The following is a 15,181-nucleotide window of genomic DNA, read 5'->3' as shown; positions in this document are numbered from 1 at the left end:
TACGCGACCCAAGGCCGCTCCCACAAGGTTTCGCTTGAGGCTTTCATGGATGATGGCACTTATCTACTGCATGGCGTCACAGGGCCCCGCCGTGGCCCTTGAGCTCACCGCCAACGAACAAGCCGGCAAACGTTTGTACCGCGAAGGCCTGTCCAGCAGCGACGCCCAACTCACCGCCCTGGTCGGTGCCAGCGACATCAGCGTGCCGGCCAGCGTGTTGCCTTGCGCCAGTTGCCACGGCAACGATGGCCGTGGCCGCAGCGAAGGCGGGGTGCGCCCGCCGAGCCTGGACTGGCAGCGCCTGGCGCTGGGCCAGGGCGAGCGCGAAAGCAATAGCCGGCGCTACCCGGCCTACAGCGACGCCAGCCTGGCGCGCGTCATCCGTACCGGCATCGACCCTGGCGGCAACCGCCTCGACCCGGCGATGCCGCGCTTCGAGCTGAGCCTGGCCGACCAGCGCAACCTCACGGCCTATCTAAAGCGCCTGGGCGAGGAGCGCGATCCCGGGGTGCAAGAGGGCAGCTTGCGCCTGGGCACCCTGCTGCCGCAGCAGGGGCCGCTGGCCGAGGTCGGGCGGGTGGTGCGCGCAGTGTTGGAGGATGGTGTCGAGCAACTGAACCAGCAGGGCGGCGTCCATGGTCGGCGCGTGCAGTTGCTGGTACAGGATCCGGGGTACGACCCGGTCAGCACGCGGCAGGCATTGCAGGCGCTGTTGCAACGACAGGTGTTCGCGCTGGTCGCGCCCGTGGCGCCGCTGCTCGACACCCAGGTCCTGGCGCGCGCGGGCGTGCCGCTGATTGGCAGCACGCCTCGCGCAGGCGGCGGCAGCCTGGTATTCGACCCCTTGCCCGGGGTACCCGAACAGTTGCTCAGCGTTGCGCTGCATGCTCGGGAAACCTTGCGCCTGGAGAACCTGCAGATCGTTTATGCCGGAGAAGACCAGGCCGCCAACGCCGAGGCCCTGCGCCAGCGCCTGCAGCAGCTGGGGTGGTCGCCATCGCCGCCGCAAGAGGCTGTCGGCACGCAGGCACCAGGCGAGGGGATCGTCTTTGTTGGACGAGCCCAGGCCTTCGCCGAGCTGGCCGATCGCTTGCAGGCCGTTGGGCGCACACCCTATCTGTTCGCGGCCTCGGCGCAGGTGGCCAGTGCCGTGCCAGATTTGCCGGCGCGGTGGTCGCAGCGGGTGTTCCTGGCTTACCCCTTCGTCCCCGGTGACTGGACCGCGCAGGGCAGGGCAGCCTTGGCCGGCATGCAGCAACGCCAGGGGCTGGATGCCCGGCAGGCATCGTTGCAGGTCAGCACCTTGTGCGCCTGGCGACTGCTGACGGAGGCATTGAAGCAGGTTGGGCGCGATGCCAGCCGCGAGCAGTTGCTGCTGGCCCTGGAGCAGTTGCATGACATCGACACCGGGTTGACACCGTTGCTGGGGTTTGGCCCGGGGCGGCGCCAGGGCCTGGCAGGAGCCCATGTGGTTGCGGTCAGCTGGCCGGGACCGCGGTTTGTCGAGGTGGCGCCGTATCGTGCGCTGCCGCAGGTGCCATGAACGAATCCAGGGGCTGGCGTGGGCGCGGGGCTTCCCAGTATCCGCCGGCAAGACCGGTTTCTACGGGTTTGTAGCGAGGATGCGCTGATGAAAATGTTGCTATGCCTGTTGCTGTTCGCCCAGATGAGCTACGCCGAGCAGCCCGTGGCACGGGTCAACGGCGTGGAAATCGGCGTGCTGCGCCTGGAGCGCTACTTCAGCGATTACCTCCAGGCCCAGGGCCGGGCGCTGACCAGCATCCGCAACCCCACGCTGTACAAGCGCCTGCGTGACCAGGCGCTGGATGAGTTGATCGACAAGGAGCTGCTGTGGCAGGAGGCGCGGCGCCAGGGCATCGAAATCAGCGACGCGCAGGTCCAGGCCCAGCTGGCCGCGGTGGAAACGGCGTTCGGCAGCCCGGCGCTGTTCGAGCGACGTCTGCAGGAGGCGGGCTTCGATCGCCCCGGCTTCGCTGACTACACTCGTCATGAACTGGCCGCCCAGCAGGCATATGCGCGGCTGACTGCCATCGAGCCGCCCAGCGACGCCGAGGTTGCCGCCTTTTTTCAGGCCAATGTGCAAGCTTTGCAAGGACAGCAGAACCAAAGTGCTAATACTTCTGTCTCAACTGAACACGGCCTGGGCCTGGCCAGGGATGCGCTTGTCGCGCAATTGCAGGCCCAGGCCCGGCAAGCGCTACGCCAGCGCTTGCGCGACGCCGCTACAGTGGAGCGCGCCGAATGAAGGGCCGCCTGGGTGTTTCCCCACAATTGGGGAATCGTTGCAAGGCAATATGCCATTAGCTTCCCCGGTTGTGGGGAAGCGCCCGCTTACACGGCCGTGAGCGATCAGGTAGTACCAGCAATATCAGTGACTTAACAGCGGTGTGCGGTGACTTTTCATGCCTGGCACGAAGCCTGCTCAAGGCTCTTCAAGGCCGCACTTCGCAGACCGGGAAACCGGGCAGTTCAGGGGAGTGGACCTTGGTGAACAGAGTACTGGTAGTCGATGACGAACAGACCCTTGCGCAGAACCTGCAGGCGTATTTGCAGGCGCAAGGCCTGCAGGTCCATCTCGCCCACGACGGTGCCACCGGCATCGAACTGGCCGCGAGCCTGGCACCGGACGTGATCGTGCTGGATTACCGCTTGCCCGACATGGAGGGGTTTCAGGTCCTGGAGACCGTGCGCAGGAACAGGCAGTGCCATTTCGTGCTGATCACCGCCCACCCGACCGCCGAGGTTCGTGAGCGGGCCGCCGAGCTTGGGGTGAGCCATGTCCTGTTCAAGCCGTTCCCGCTAGTGGAACTGGCCCGCGCGGTCCTCGACCTGATGGGCATCGAGCGCCAGCGCAGGGCCACGGACCACCCCGCCGCGGGGTTCGTCGAGCGACGCCAGAACAGGAACGAGTCGTTCCCCTTGCAGTTGTACGATGGCAGCTGGGTCCTGGCCGACCGCCGACGCAACGGTGGCAAGCCCGCCGAACCTGACGACGAACAACTGCTCACCGGGGAATAGCGGCGCCCAAGGCTCCTGGCCCGCGGCGCCGCCCCTGAGCGGAGTCGCAGGCCATGCCCCAGGCATTCGATACAGATCCACTGGACCAATCGCAGGGCAAGCCTGCTGCCACGAGCCTGCAGCCCGTTGCCTGGGAGCGTGCTTGCCCGGCGATTGCTGGCTACCCCCGCGAGCTCATGGCCCAGGCCCGCCAGCAAGCCGGCGAAGAGCGGCTGCTGGCCTGCCTGGAGCGCCTCTGCGGCGACACCCCGGCCACCTTCATCCAGCGCCTGGCGGTAACCCTGCATTACCCGGTGCTGGCCACCCAGGCCTTGCTGGCCAGCAGCGCACGGTTCGACAAGGCCAGTTTGGCCCAGTGCCTGAAGCGCGAGTTCGCCCTGGTGGAGCACGATGGCGCGTTGATCGGGGTGTTCGCCGACCCCTTCGACAGCGCCCGCCTGGCCTGGATCGACGACTGCCTGCAAGGCTTGCCGCTGTACCTGGCCCACGCCGCCGACCTGGCCGCGTTCCTCGCCCGCCATGAAGAAAGCTTTCACGCCGTCGAGGCGCTCGATCAGGACTGCGAGGCCAGCACCGAGGCCGATCCGCTGCAACGCTTGTCGCTGACCAGCATCAGCGAGGACCAGAGCCGGGTGGTCAAGCTGGTCAACTCGACCCTTTACGACGCCCTCAAGTTGCACGCCAGCGACATCCACCTGGGCATGACCGGCCAGGGCCTGGTGATCAAGTACCGTATCGACGGCGTGCTCAACGCTGCCGGCAAGGCCAGTGGCAGCGCCTTTGCCGAACAGGTGATCTCGCGCATCAAGGTCATGGCCGAGCTGGACATCGGCGAGAAACGCGTGCCCCAGGACGGCCGTTTCAAGGTGGCCATCGGTGAGCGCCAGATCGACTTTCGTGTGTCGATCATGCCGAGCATCTTCGGCGAGGACGCGGTGCTGAGGGTGCTCGACAAGCAGGAACTGTCCGACCAGGTCAGCGGCGTGCAACTGCAGGCCCTGGGGTTCGAGGAGCACACCCTGCGCGCCTTGCGCCGGCTGGCTGGCGAACCCTACGGCATGATCCTGGTCACCGGCCCCACTGGCAGCGGCAAGACCACCACCCTCTACGCCATGCTCAGCGAGATCAACCACGGCGTGGACAAGATCATCACCATCGAGGACCCGGTCGAGTACCAGTTGCCCGGGGTGCTGCAGATCCCGGTCAACGAGAAGAAGGGCCTGACCTTCGCCCGTGGCCTGCGCTCGATCCTGCGCCATGACCCGGACAAGATCCTGGTCGGCGAGATTCGCGATGCGGACACCGCGCAGATCGCCGTGCAGTCGGCGCTCACCGGGCACCTGGTGTTCACCACCATCCACGCCAACAACGTGTTCGACGTGATCGGCCGCTTCAGCCAGATGCAGGTCGATCCCTACAGCTTCGTCTCGGCGCTCAACGCCGTGCTGGCCCAGCGCCTGGTGCGCCTGGCCTGCGCGCATTGCGCGGTGAGCCGGGTACCGGACGACGAGCTGCTGGCTGCCTCGGGCCTGGCCCGCGCGGCGGTCGAAGGCTGGCAATTCGTTCGCGCCCAGGGCTGTGGGCAGTGCCGTGGCAGCGGTTACCGCGGGCGTAGCGCCATCGCCGAACTGCTGCACCTGGACGATGACCTGCGCCAGATGATCGTCGAGCGCCGTCCGCTCGCGCAGATCAAGCAGTTGGCCTGCCAGCGCGGCCTGCGCCTGCTGCGGGCCTCGGCCCTGGACCTGGTCCGCGCGGGCCGCACCACCTTGGAGGAGATCAACCGTGTCACATTTATCGCCTGACAAATACTGCGCCGTGCTCGGCGCCGAGGGTGTCGGCCTGGGGCGCTGGCACGGCCATCAACACCCGTGGCTGGGCAGCCGCGCCTTCGCCTGCGATGCCGCGCAGCCAGCCTGGGCGCCGGCCTTGGAGGCCCTGGGTGGGTTGTTGAGCGAGCACCCGGTGCGGGGGGCGCAACTGCGGGTGCTGCTCTCGGCGCGCTACAGCCGCTTCTGCCTGGTGCCGTGGAGCGATGCCATCGGCCACCCACGCGAGCTCCAGGCTTATGCCCGGGCCTGCTTCGAACAGCTTTATGGCCAGGCCCTGGACGACTGGCGCATCGTGCTCTCGCCAGAGCCGGCCGGCGCCGCGCGCATCGCCACGGCCTTGCCCGAGGCGCTGTTGCAGAGTTTGCAGGCGCTGGGCCGGGAGCGCCGGCTGCGCCTGCGCTCGGTGCAACCCTACCTGATGGCCGCCTACAACCGCTGCTCGGCGCAGTTGCAGCCGGGTGACTTCCTCTTCGTCCTCGCCGAGCCGCGTCGCAGTGTGCTGTTGCTGGCCGCTGGCGGTGCCTGGCAACAGGTGCTGGCCCAGAGCTGCGCCGACAACGACCAGGCCTTGCAGGCGCTGATCGAGCGCACCTGCGAGCTGTACGGCGCGCAACCGCCGAGGGTGTACCTGCATGCCCCGGGCCGTGGCACGCACCCGGCTATCGGCGCGGTGCAGCTGTGCCAGCCGGACGCCGAGGCCGATCCGCTATGCGCCATGTGGCGGGCGGTGGCCTGATATGCGCCGCCTCGACCTGGAATTCCAGCCCCGCCACAGTGGCCCGACAGCCTGGGCCCTGCTGGCCCTGGGCGGCGCCGTGCTGGCGCTGCTGGTACTGGCCCAGCAGCACCTGGTGAACGAGCAAGTGGCCCTCGAGGACCGCGTGCACCAGCTCGAACTCAAGCTCGGCCGCCGTCCGGCCACTGCCGCGCCGCAGAGCAGCGCGGTGATTCGTCAGCAGGCCGAGCGCCTGGCCCAGATGCGCAGCGTCTCGCTGCAGTTGCAGCGGCCCTGGCAGCAGTTGTTCGCCATGCTCGAGGCCATGCCCCAGGAAGACGTGGCGCTGCTCAGCCTCACTCCCGATGCGCGCAAGGGCCAGGTACGGATCAGCGCCGAGGCCCGCAACCTCGAGGCGATGCTGCAGTACCACCAGCGCCTGGAGCGCAGCGAGCAGCTCTCGGACGTGTCCTTGCTCAACCACGAAGTGCTGGCCGGGCAGGCCGAACACCCGGTGCGCTTCAACCTCATCGCCACCTGGGAGACCGGCCATGCGCGTCCCTAGTCTGTTGATCCATGAAGCCGCCCTGCGCCTGGGGCGGGCAGGGCTGGCCGCGCTGCTGGTCGGCCTGCTGGCCTTAGGCTTTGCCCTGGCTTCGGTACTGCCGCAGTGGCAGGCCGTGCGAGCGCTGCGCGCCGCCGAAGCCGACGCGGCGGTGCAGGTTCAGCGCCTGGCGCGGGGCGAGCTGAAGGTCCAGGCCAAGCCTGAGCAGCAGGCCCTGGATGAGCTGCGCCAGCAACTGCCTGGCCAGCCCGAGGCCAGCGAACTGATCGAGCGCTTGTATCACCTGGCTAGCGCTGAGCGCATTAGCCTGGCGCGCGGCGAATATGCGCTGGGCATCGACCCCAAGACACAGCTGGCGCGCTACCAGATTGTCCTGCCGGTGCGTGGCAGCTACCCACAGATTCGTGGCTTCCTCAAGGGCTTGATCGGCCAGCTGCCGACCCTGGTGCTCGAGGACCTGGAGCTGCAACGCAAGCGCATCGGCGACCGCGAACTCAGCGGCCGTGTACGCATGACCCTTTACCTGTCGAGGTCGTGATGAACACTCAGCGTGCGGTGATGTGGGTCGGTTTCCTGGGCGTGAGCGGCGTCTTGGCGTGGGCGCCGGGGCATTGGTTTGATCGGGAGGAGGCAGCGGCGCCGAGCGCAGTGCGGGCCCGTCCCCAGGCGTCTTCCAGCAACGTGGGAGCGAGCTTGGCCCGCGATGAGGCCGCCAGCCCTTCGCGCGACCTGTTCCCCAGCCAGCAATGGACCCCAGCGCAAACCCTGGCCACGGTCAGCGAACAACCTGTGCTCAGCGCGCCAGCGCCCATTGCCCCCAGCGCCCCGACGCTGCCGTTCCAGTTCATCGGCCGCATGGGTGAGCGCGACGACCTGCAGATCTTTCTGCAGAGCGGCGAAAAGCTCTACGTCGTGCGCCAGGGCGATGTGATCGACGACACCTACCGCCTCGACCGTGTCTCGGCCACCGAGCTGAGCCTGGTCTACCTGCCACTGCACCAGCCACAGACCTTGTCTGTCGGGAGCGCACCATGAAGCCTTCGAAGTCGTGCAAGCCTGCTCCATTCATGCTCCTGGCCCTGTGCGCGGCACTGGCCGCCTGCGGTACCAGCGCCGTGCGCGAGGATGGCGAGGATTTGATCAAGCAGGGCCAATACGAAGCCGGCATCGCCCGCCTGGAAGAGGCCCTGCGCGATGAGCCGCGCAACACCGAGCTGAACATCGCCCTGGCCCACGGTCGGCAGACGGCGGTGGAAGCCTTGCTCGGCCAGGCCGACAGCGACCGCGTGCGCCATGACTTCGCCGGCGCGCGCATGGGCTATGGCCGGGTCCTGACCCTGGAGCCGAACAATCGCCGCGCCCTGGAAGGCATCCGCCAACTGGAGCTGATGCGCACCCTCGACGAGCGCGTCGCCCTGGGCCAGGCGGCGCTGCGCCAGGGCGATTTGTTCGGCGCCGAGCGCTACATGCGCGAGGTGTTGCGCCTCGACCCGCAGAACCAGAAGGGCCAGACCCTGCGCAGCGACATCGAGAACGTCCAGGCGCGCACCGCCACGCCGTTCCCGCAGTTGCGCAGCAAGCTGGAGCGGCCGGTGACCCTGGAGTTTCGCGACGCCAACCTGAAGACCATCTTCGAGGTGCTGGCCCAGGTCGCCGGGATCAACTTCATCTTCGACAAGGACCTGCGCCCGGACATGAAAGCCACCATCTTCGTGCGCGAGGTGCGCATCGAGGACGCCGTGGCCCTGCTGCTGGAGCAGAACCAGCTGCACCAGAAGATCGTCAACGACAACACCTTGCTGATCTACCCCGACTCGCCGCAGAAGACCAAGGACTACCAGGAGTTGGTCATGCGCACCTTCTACCTGACCAGCATCGACGCCAATACCGCGCTGAACATGGTCAAGACCATGCTCAAGACCCGCGACGTGTTCGTCGACGAGCGCCTCAACACCCTGACCATGCGCGACACCCCCGACGCCGTGCGCATGGCCGAGAAGCTGCTGCAGTCCCAGGACCAGTCCAACCCCGAGGTGGTGCTGGAGGTCGAGGTGATGGAGGTGGCCCGTTCGCGCATCCTCGACCTCGGCCTGCAATGGCCGAACACCTTCGGCGTGATCAACAGCGACGGCACCCCGGTGGGCGTGCTCGACCAGCTGCGCGGCATCAACTCCGGGCGCATCTCCATCGCCCCGGCGCCCCAGGCCAAGATCAACGCCCAGGACAAGGACATCAATACCCTGGCCAGCCCGGTGATACGCGTCAGCAACCGTGAGCAGGCACGCATCCACATCGGCCAACGGGTGCCGATCATCAGCGCCACCTCGGTGCCCTCGACCCAGGGCCCGGTGATCACCGAGAGTGTCACCTACCTCGACGTCGGCCTTAAGCTCGAGGTACAGCCCACCGTGCACCTGAACAACGAAGTGGCAATCAAGGTGGCGCTGGAAGTGAGCAACGCCACGCCCCTGGAGCCGACCCGCCAGGGCACCATCCCGGTGCAGGTCGACACCCGCAACGCCCAGACCAGCCTGCGCCTGCACGACGGCGAGACCCAGGTCCTGGCGGGCCTGGTGCGCAACGACAAGACCGGCAGCGGCAACAAGATCCCCGGCCTTGGCGACATTCCCGGCCTGGGCCGGCTGTTCGGCAGCAACCATGACGAGAACAGCAAGTCCGAACTGGTCCTGGCGATCACCCCGCGCATTGTGCGCAACCTGCCGTACCAGAGCCCGTCGGACATGGAGTTCGCCACCGGCACCGAATCGAGCCTGCAGGTGCGCCAGCTGGCCCAGCCGCTGCCCAGCGGCACCGTGCCGACCGATGCGCCCAGCCCGGAAACCGACGCCGCGCCGGTGGTCCAGGGCCAGATGGCGGTAGTCCCCAGCGCGCGGAGCCCACGGCCATGAACCGCCGCCAGCACGGCTTCAGCCTGATCGAGGTGGTGCTGACCCTGGCGCTGCTCGGGCTGCTGGCCAGCATGGCCGCGCCGCTGACCGAGACCGTGGTGCGCCGGGGCAAGGAGCAGCAGCTACGCGAGGCGCTATACCAGATCCGCGACGCCATCGACGCCTACAAGCGCGCCTTCGACGCCGGCTATATCGAAAAACGCCTGAACGCCAGCGGCTACCCGCCGAACCTGCAGGTGCTGGTGGATGGCGTGCGCGATGTGCGCAGTGCCAAGGGCGCGAAGTTCTACTTCCTGCGGCGCATCCCCCACGACCCGCTGCGCGCGGCCAAGGCCGACGACCACGGCGGCTGGGGCCTGCGCGCCTACGACAGCGCCGCGGACAACCCGCGCGAAGGCGAGGACGTGTTCGACGTGTATTCCATGGCCCCGGGCAAGGGCCTCAACAACATCCCCTACGGGCAATGGTGATGGCGATGAAACCGAGCAAGGGCTTCACCCTCATCGAGCTGCTGGTGGTCATGGCCATCATCGCCACCCTGATGACCATCGCCCTGCCGCGCTACTTCAACAGCCTCGAGGCCTCCCGCGAGGCCACCCTGCGCCAGAGCCTAGCGGTGCTGCGCGAGGCCCTGGACCATTACTACGGCGACACCGGGCGCTACCCCGATTCCCTCGAGCAACTGGTGGAACAACGCTACCTGCGCGGCGCGCCGCTGGACCCGATCAGCGAGCGCCGCGACGCCTGGCAGCTGGTACCGCCGCCCGAGGGCGTGGCTGGCGGCGTCGCCGACATCAAGAGCGGGGCTACAGGGAGGGCGCGTGATGGCAGCCTCTATGCCGAGTGGTGAGCGTGGCTTCACCTACCTGGGGGTGCTGTTGCTGATCGCGGTCAGCAGCGTCGCCCTGGCCGCCAGCGGCACCTTGTGGAGCACCTGCGTGCAGCGCGAGCACGAGCGTCAACTGCTGTGGATCGGTGGCCAGTACGCCCAGGCGCTGCGCAGCTTCTATCGCGCCTCCCCGGGGCTGGCCCAGTACCCGCAGGCGCTGGCCGAGCTGCTCGAGGACAATCGCTTCCCGTCGCCGCAACGCCACCTGCGTCGGCTGTACCCCGACCCGGTAACCGGCAGTGACGACTGGGGCCTGCTGCGCGCGGTCGATGGCCGCATCACTGGCGTGTACAGCCGCTCCGACGCCACGCCGCTCAAGCGCAGCGGCTTCGACGCCCAGTGGAGCGCGTTCGAAGGCCTGGAGCACTACAGCGACTGGCAGTTCGTTGCCGAGCAGGCATTCGCCGAGAGCGCCAGCGGCGCCCGCAGCCACACAGGCCCTGGAGATGCGCCATGAAACGCCTGGTCGCCGTGGCCTGCCTGTGCCTGGCCCTGGCGCAGGCAGCGGCCTACGCCGGTGACGAGGACGAGATGATGGGTTTCATCGTCGACAACACCATCTCGCACATCGGCCACGACTTCTATTACGCCTTCAGCGACCGGCTGCGCGCCACCAGCCGGCTCGACTTCAACCTGGTGGTGCGCGAACGCCCGGATGCCCGTTGGGGCAGCCTGGTGACGGTGGAGTACGAACGCGAGGTGGTGTACCGGCGCTTCCTGCCGCCGAACACCACGCAACTCAATGACGAGGCCGTCGAGGCCGCCGACCTGGTCCGCCAGCAGATTATCCAGCGCAAGTTGCAACGGCTGCTGCAGGACACAACCGATCTGGAGAGGGACGAGCTATGAGCCACCACATACCCCTGCGTGTCGCCGCCTGCCTGCTGGCCGCAGGCCTCGGTTGCCAGGCCCTGGCCACGGAACTGGTGTACACCCCGGTCAACCCGGCCTTCGGCGGCAACCCGCTCAACGGCACCTGGTTGCTGAACAACGCCCAGGCGCAGAACGACCATGACGATCCCGACCTCAAGGATCGCAGCTCGGCGTTCGCCGCCACCAGTGCCCTGGAGCGCTTCAGCAACCAGCTCGAATCGCGGCTGCTGGGGCAGTTGCTTGACAACATCGGCAACGGCCAGGGCGGCAGCATGGCCACCGATGCCTTTCTCATCGATGTGATCGACGACTCCGGCGCCTTGAGCATCCGGGTCACCGACCGCGCCACCGGACAAGTCTCGATCATCGACGTGAGCGGCCTGAACCCCTGAGAGGGACGGCCATTTCCAAGGGGAGAGAACACCATGAAACGTCTGCTGAGCACACTGCTGATCCTCGCCGCCCTGCAAGGCTGCGGCCTGCGCGAGCCGATGCCGGCCGAACAGGACAGCCAGACCCCGACCCTGACGCCGCGGGCCTCGACCTACTACGACCTGATCAACATGCCCAGGCCGCGGGGGCGGTTGATGGCGGTGGTATATGGTTTCCGCGACCAGACCGGGCAGTACAAGCCGACCCCGGCCAGCTCGTTCTCCACCAGCGTCACCCAGGGCGCGGCCAGCATGCTGATGGACGCGCTCAATGCCAGTGGCTGGTTCGTGGTGCTGGAGCGCGAAGGCCTGCAGAACCTGCTGACCGAGCGCAAGATCATCCGCGCCTCGCAGAAAAAGCCTGACGTGGCCGAGAATATCCAGGGCGAGCTGCCACCGCTGCAGGCCGCCAACCTGATGCTCGAGGGCGGCATCATCGCCTACGACACCAATGTGCGCAGCGGTGGCGAGGGCGCGCGCTACCTGGGCATCGACCTGTCCCGGGAGTACCGGGTCGACCAGGTCACGGTCAACCTGCGGGCAGTGGACGTGCGCACCGGGCAGGTGCTGGCTAACGTCATGACCAGCAAGACCATCTACTCGGTGGGGCGCAGCGCCGGGGTGTTCAAGTTCATCGAGTTCAAGAAGCTGCTCGAGGCCGAGGTGGGCTACACCACCAACGAGCCGGCGCAGTTGTGCGTGCTGTCGGCGATCGAGGCGGCGGTGGGGCATCTGCTGGCCCAGGGTATCGAGCGGCGCCTGTGGCAGGTGGCCGGGGAGGGCGACAAGGCGGTGCTGGACAAGTACCTGAGCCAGTATCAGCAGCCATGAAGGCGTCAGCCTTGCCGATGGCTACGCGGCACAGCGCTGGCGAGGCGCGCGGGTCGCCTGCCAGCACAACAACGAGCCGGCGGTGACCAGTGCCGCCCCCTGCCAGAACTGCAACGCCAGGTGTGCCCCCAGCCACAGGGCGGCGAACCCGGACGACAGCACTGGGGCAAAATACGAGGCGGTGGCCAGCAGGGTGAGGTTGCCGCGCAGGATACCGATGTTCCACAACGCATAGCCGCCCGCCATGGCCAGGCCGGCGCCCAGCAACTCCAGGCCCGCGTCCCAGCGCAATGCCGGCAGTACTTCCTGGCTGAAGGCATACTTCAGCCACAGCACCGCGGCGGTCAGGAGGAAGAACAGCACCACATGGTTCTGCCCGTCGGCATAACGCCGGGTCACGTTGCAATATAGCGCGAAGGTGATCGCGCAGGTGGTCGCCAGGCTGTAGCCCAGCGGGTTGGAGCGGATATTGGCGAGCACGCCGTGCAACGACAGGCCATCACCGCTGACCACCCAGAGAATGCCCAGCAGCGCCATGGCCGTGCCCGGCATGATGTACCAACGCGCGCGCTGGCGGTTCATCACGATGGCCAGCACCACGGTCAGGCTTGGCCACAGGTAGTTGACCACCATCAGCTGGATCGCCTGGGTGCTGTCCAGCGCGTAACCCAGGGCCAGCGACAGGCACACCTCATACGCCACGAACAGCGCCGAGCCGCCCAGCAGGTAGCCGGGCGAGGCCTTGCGCAGTCGCGGCTTGCCCAGCAAAAGCACCAGCAGCCCGGCGCCCAGGCTGTAGATCAGGGCAGCGCCGCCAATGGCGCCGAAATACTGGCTGACGCTGCGGATCAGCGCCGAGGCCGTGCTCCACAACAGGATCGCGGCCAGGCCGCAGAGGGTTGCACGGGGGCCGATGATCGTCGCCATGGTCGCGTTCCTGGGAAATGGCACGCAGTCTAACCCAACCACCTGTCGGTATCGCGCCTATCAGGCGTACCCGTGCATTGGTCAAGCGGGCATGCCCGAGCGATTCGCTCAGCTACGCTTGATCCAGACGTACCCAAAGGACCCGCACAGGCGTAGATGGAGAGCACATGAAAATCACCGACAAGAGCAAATGGGCGCTAGCCGGCCTGGCCCTGGCCCTGGGGCTGCATGCCCAGGCCGCCGAGAGCAAGCGCGTGGACGTGCTGCTGGTGGGCGGCGGCATCATGAGTTCCACCCTGGCGGTCTGGCTCAACGAACTGGAACCGAGTTGGTCGATGCAGATGGTCGAGCGTCTGGACAAGGTCGCCGAGGAGAGCTCCAACGGCTGGAACAACGCCGGTACCGGTCACTCGGCCCTGGCCGAGCTCAACTACACGCCGGAGAAGGATGGCAAGATCGACATCAGCAAGGCGGTGGAGATCAACGAGTCGTTTCAGGTGACGCGGCAGTTTCTCGCCTGGCAGGTCAAGCAAGGCGTACTGAAGAACCCGCGCTCGTTCATCAATACCACGCCGCACATGAGCTTCGTTTGGGGCGACGACAACATCAGTTTCCTCAAGCGTCGCTACCAGGCGTTGCAGGCCAGCCCGTTGTTCAAACCGATGGAGTATTCCGAAGACCCGGCGCAGATTGCCAAGTGGGTGCCGCTGATGATGGAAGGGCGCGACCCCAAGCAGAAACTCGCGGTCACCTGGACGCCTATCGGCACCGACGTCAACTTCGGAGAGATCACCCGCCAGTACGTCGGCTACTTGCAGACCCGGCCGAACTTCGACCTCAAGCTGTCGAGCGAGGTCGAGGCCATCACTCGCAACGACGATGGCAGTTGGCATGTGCAGTACAAGAACCTCAAGGACGGCAGCAGCGCCGCCACTGATGCCAAGTTCCTGTTCATCGGCGCTGGTGGCGCGGCGCTGCCGCTGCTGCAGAAGTCTGGCATCGACGAGGCCAAGGACTATGCCGGCTTCCCGGTGGGGGGCTCGTTCCTGGTTACCGACAACCCGGCCATCGCCCAGCGGCACATGGCCAAGGCCTATGGCATCGCCGCCACCGGCGCGCCGCCGATGTCGGTGCCGCACCTGGACACGCGGGTGCTCGATGGCAAGCGCATGATCCTGTTCGGGCCGTTCGCCACGTTCTCCACCAAGTTCCTCAAGGAAGGCTCGCTGTTCGACCTGTTTGCCAGCATGTCGGTGCACAACACCTGGCCGATGGTGCGGGTCGGGGTGCGTGAGTTCGACCTGGTGCAGTACCTGGTTGGCCAGGTGCTGCAATCGGACGATGACCGTTTCGCTGCCTTGCAGACCTACTTTCCCGAGGCCAGGAAGGAAGATTGGCGCTTGTGGCAGGCTGGGCAGCGAGTGCAGATCATCAAGAAGGACGAGAACCTGGGCGGGGTGTTGAAACTGGGCACCGAGATCGTCACCGCCAAGGACGGCAGCATCGCCGGCTTGCTCGGCGCCTCGCCGGGAGCCTCGACCGCGCCGCCGATCATGCTCGACTTGTTGGGCAAGGTATTCAAGGACAAGTTGGCCACGCCGCAGTGGCAGGCGAAGGTCAGGCAGATCATTCCGTCCTACGGGATCAAGTTGAACGAGCATCCGCAGAAGGTTCAGGAGGAGTGGGCTTATACCAGCGAGGTGTTGCAACTGGCGCCGGCCAGTGAGGCGGTGGGGCAATAGCTGAGGGGGGTGTTCGCTGCTGCCGGGAGGTGGGGCGACATCCCTTCGTTCTGGGTTGGGTTGTTTGGATGGGTAGTTGTCGTGTGGCGTTGATTGTATTCGCGGGGGTAGGGCTTCAATAAGCGATGGGTCTTGAAGTGAAAATCTAAGTTACAGTTGTTCGACGTGGATTTTTGCAGATATAAACGCATTCCTCGACGACGTCTAAAGCCCATACGCCAGAGAGAAAGCAGGCCACCGTAAAGTCGAGAAGGTGATCATGTCGCAATCGCCAATAAATGCGCCATGTTCTTGTTCTTGTTCATGTTCTTGTTCTTGCTCTGTTCTGCTTTTGATTTTGCTTCTAAGCGCGCGATAGTTCAGGCAACACAAGTTGCGACTTCAGGAGGCCGAGCGGAGTTCTTGCGTAGTGGGGCGACGGCCATGGA

General features: G+C 66.5%; 17 protein-coding genes. 16 read left to right on the top strand and 1 reads right to left on the bottom strand.

Going from position 1 to position 15,181, the window contains the following annotated elements; translation table 11 throughout:
- The first annotated feature begins 70 nt into the window (after positions 1-70).
- The 15 genes from ACODS5_RS20065 to ACODS5_RS19995 all read left to right on the top strand — a co-directional run bounded on the left by ACODS5_RS20065 (position 71) and on the right by ACODS5_RS19995 (position 12,084).
- The gene (locus ACODS5_RS20065; RefSeq protein ID WP_489109501.1) at positions 71-1,543 is read left to right on the top strand and encodes a cytochrome c/ABC transporter substrate-binding protein; all 1,473 of its coding nucleotides are present in this window, start codon (positions 71-73) and stop codon (positions 1,541-1,543) included.
- 87 nt (positions 1,544-1,630) lie between these two features.
- Positions 1,631-2,266 carry a SurA N-terminal domain-containing protein gene (locus tag ACODS5_RS20060; protein WP_489109480.1) on the top strand — a complete coding sequence of 212 codons (636 nt, stop codon included), beginning with the start codon at positions 1,631-1,633 and terminating at the stop codon, positions 2,264-2,266.
- A gap of 239 nt (positions 2,267-2,505) precedes the next feature.
- Positions 2,506-3,039, top strand: a complete 534-nt coding sequence (locus ACODS5_RS20055; protein ID WP_489109479.1) for a response regulator — start codon at positions 2,506-2,508, stop codon at positions 3,037-3,039.
- 176 nt (positions 3,040-3,215) lie between these two features.
- A complete protein-coding gene (locus ACODS5_RS20050) occupies positions 3,216-4,844 on the top strand; it encodes a GspE/PulE family protein (protein ID WP_489109500.1) in 1,629 nt (542 codons plus the stop codon).
- Positions 4,825-5,607 carry a hypothetical protein gene (locus ACODS5_RS20045; protein WP_489109478.1) on the top strand — a complete coding sequence of 261 codons (783 nt, stop codon included), beginning with the start codon at positions 4,825-4,827 and terminating at the stop codon, positions 5,605-5,607. Before ACODS5_RS20050 ends, ACODS5_RS20045 begins: the two co-directional genes overlap by 20 nt.
- Before the next feature lies 1 nt (position 5,608).
- Entirely contained in the window at positions 5,609-6,151 is a 543-nt protein-coding gene (locus ACODS5_RS20040; protein ID WP_489109477.1) for a pilus assembly protein, read from the top strand.
- Positions 6,138-6,689: a GspMb/PilO family protein gene (locus ACODS5_RS20035; protein ID WP_134692973.1), complete on the top strand. Its 552-nt coding sequence runs from the start codon at positions 6,138-6,140 to the stop codon at positions 6,687-6,689. The genes ACODS5_RS20040 and ACODS5_RS20035 overlap by 14 nt, the downstream gene beginning before the upstream one ends.
- Positions 6,689-7,186, top strand: coding sequence for a hypothetical protein (locus ACODS5_RS20030; RefSeq protein WP_489109476.1), 498 nt, complete (start codon positions 6,689-6,691; stop codon positions 7,184-7,186). The genes ACODS5_RS20035 and ACODS5_RS20030 overlap by 1 nt, the downstream gene beginning before the upstream one ends.
- Positions 7,183-9,060: a secretin N-terminal domain-containing protein gene (locus ACODS5_RS20025; RefSeq protein ID WP_489109475.1), complete on the top strand. Its 1,878-nt coding sequence runs from the start codon at positions 7,183-7,185 to the stop codon at positions 9,058-9,060. The genes ACODS5_RS20030 and ACODS5_RS20025 overlap by 4 nt, the downstream gene beginning before the upstream one ends.
- The gene (locus tag ACODS5_RS20020) at positions 9,057-9,530 is read left to right on the top strand and encodes a type II secretion system protein (RefSeq protein WP_134692976.1); all 474 of its coding nucleotides are present in this window, start codon (positions 9,057-9,059) and stop codon (positions 9,528-9,530) included. Before ACODS5_RS20025 ends, ACODS5_RS20020 begins: the two co-directional genes overlap by 4 nt.
- 5 nt (positions 9,531-9,535) lie before the next feature.
- Positions 9,536-9,910, top strand: coding sequence for a type II secretion system protein (locus ACODS5_RS20015; RefSeq protein WP_134692977.1), 375 nt, complete (start codon positions 9,536-9,538; stop codon positions 9,908-9,910).
- Positions 9,885-10,406, top strand: a complete 522-nt coding sequence (locus ACODS5_RS20010; protein WP_489109474.1) for a type II secretion system protein — start codon at positions 9,885-9,887, stop codon at positions 10,404-10,406. The genes ACODS5_RS20015 and ACODS5_RS20010 overlap by 26 nt, the downstream gene beginning before the upstream one ends.
- Positions 10,403-10,798 carry a curli production assembly/transport protein CsgE gene (gene csgE, locus ACODS5_RS20005; protein WP_134692979.1) on the top strand — a complete coding sequence of 132 codons (396 nt, stop codon included), beginning with the start codon at positions 10,403-10,405 and terminating at the stop codon, positions 10,796-10,798. The genes ACODS5_RS20010 and csgE overlap by 4 nt, the downstream gene beginning before the upstream one ends.
- Positions 10,795-11,214 (top strand): curli assembly protein CsgF, encoded by a 420-nt coding sequence (locus ACODS5_RS20000; protein WP_134692980.1) that lies wholly within the window; start codon positions 10,795-10,797, stop codon positions 11,212-11,214. The genes csgE and ACODS5_RS20000 overlap by 4 nt, the downstream gene beginning before the upstream one ends.
- A gap of 33 nt (positions 11,215-11,247) precedes the next feature.
- A complete protein-coding gene (locus ACODS5_RS19995) occupies positions 11,248-12,084 on the top strand; it encodes a CsgG/HfaB family protein (protein ID WP_134692981.1) in 837 nt (278 codons plus the stop codon).
- 21 nt (positions 12,085-12,105) lie between these two features.
- On the opposite strand, the gene yddG is transcribed toward ACODS5_RS19995, so the two are convergent.
- Positions 12,106-13,011: an aromatic amino acid DMT transporter YddG gene (gene yddG / locus ACODS5_RS19990; RefSeq protein ID WP_134692982.1), complete on the bottom strand. Its 906-nt coding sequence runs from the start codon at positions 13,009-13,011 to the stop codon at positions 12,106-12,108.
- Positions 13,012-13,178: 167 nt separating this feature from the next.
- Here yddG and mqo point away from each other — a divergent pair, with 167 nt between their 5' ends.
- Positions 13,179-14,753, top strand: a complete 1,575-nt coding sequence (mqo, locus tag ACODS5_RS19985; protein WP_134692983.1) for a malate dehydrogenase (quinone) — start codon at positions 13,179-13,181, stop codon at positions 14,751-14,753.
- Positions 14,754-15,181 lie beyond the last annotated feature (428 nt).

The organism is Pseudomonas sp. FG47 (assembly GCF_057809115.1).
The sequence above is the reverse complement of the archived record's forward strand: the minus strand, read 5'-3'. Positions and strand labels throughout refer to the sequence as shown.

What these genes read in the sequence shown, in the direction of transcription:
- ACODS5_RS20065 (WP_489109501.1), top strand. Translation starts at nt 71, where the DNA reads ATGGCGTCACAGGGCCCCGCCGTGGCCCTTGAGCTCACCGCCAACGAA.
- ACODS5_RS20060 (WP_489109480.1), top strand. Translation starts at nt 1,631, where the DNA reads ATGAAAATGTTGCTATGCCTGTTGCTGTTCGCCCAGATGAGCTACGCC.
- ACODS5_RS20050 (WP_489109500.1), top strand. Translation starts at nt 3,216, where the DNA reads ATGGCCCAGGCCCGCCAGCAAGCCGGCGAAGAGCGGCTGCTGGCCTGC.
- ACODS5_RS20040 (WP_489109477.1), top strand. Translation starts at nt 5,609, where the DNA reads ATGCGCCGCCTCGACCTGGAATTCCAGCCCCGCCACAGTGGCCCGACA.
- ACODS5_RS20035 (WP_134692973.1), top strand. Translation starts at nt 6,138, where the DNA reads ATGCGCGTCCCTAGTCTGTTGATCCATGAAGCCGCCCTGCGCCTGGGG.
- ACODS5_RS20030 (WP_489109476.1), top strand. Translation starts at nt 6,689, where the DNA reads ATGAACACTCAGCGTGCGGTGATGTGGGTCGGTTTCCTGGGCGTGAGC.
- ACODS5_RS20025 (WP_489109475.1), top strand. Translation starts at nt 7,183, where the DNA reads ATGAAGCCTTCGAAGTCGTGCAAGCCTGCTCCATTCATGCTCCTGGCC.
- ACODS5_RS20020 (WP_134692976.1), top strand. Translation starts at nt 9,057, where the DNA reads ATGAACCGCCGCCAGCACGGCTTCAGCCTGATCGAGGTGGTGCTGACC.
- ACODS5_RS20015 (WP_134692977.1), top strand. Translation starts at nt 9,536, where the DNA reads ATGAAACCGAGCAAGGGCTTCACCCTCATCGAGCTGCTGGTGGTCATG.
- ACODS5_RS20010 (WP_489109474.1), top strand. Translation starts at nt 9,885, where the DNA reads ATGGCAGCCTCTATGCCGAGTGGTGAGCGTGGCTTCACCTACCTGGGG.
- csgE (WP_134692979.1), top strand. Translation starts at nt 10,403, where the DNA reads ATGAAACGCCTGGTCGCCGTGGCCTGCCTGTGCCTGGCCCTGGCGCAG.
- ACODS5_RS20000 (WP_134692980.1), top strand. Translation starts at nt 10,795, where the DNA reads ATGAGCCACCACATACCCCTGCGTGTCGCCGCCTGCCTGCTGGCCGCA.
- ACODS5_RS19995 (WP_134692981.1), top strand. Translation starts at nt 11,248, where the DNA reads ATGAAACGTCTGCTGAGCACACTGCTGATCCTCGCCGCCCTGCAAGGC.
- yddG (WP_134692982.1), bottom strand. Translation starts at nt 13,011, where the DNA reads ATGGCGACGATCATCGGCCCCCGTGCAACCCTCTGCGGCCTGGCCGCG.
- mqo (WP_134692983.1), top strand. Translation starts at nt 13,179, where the DNA reads ATGAAAATCACCGACAAGAGCAAATGGGCGCTAGCCGGCCTGGCCCTG.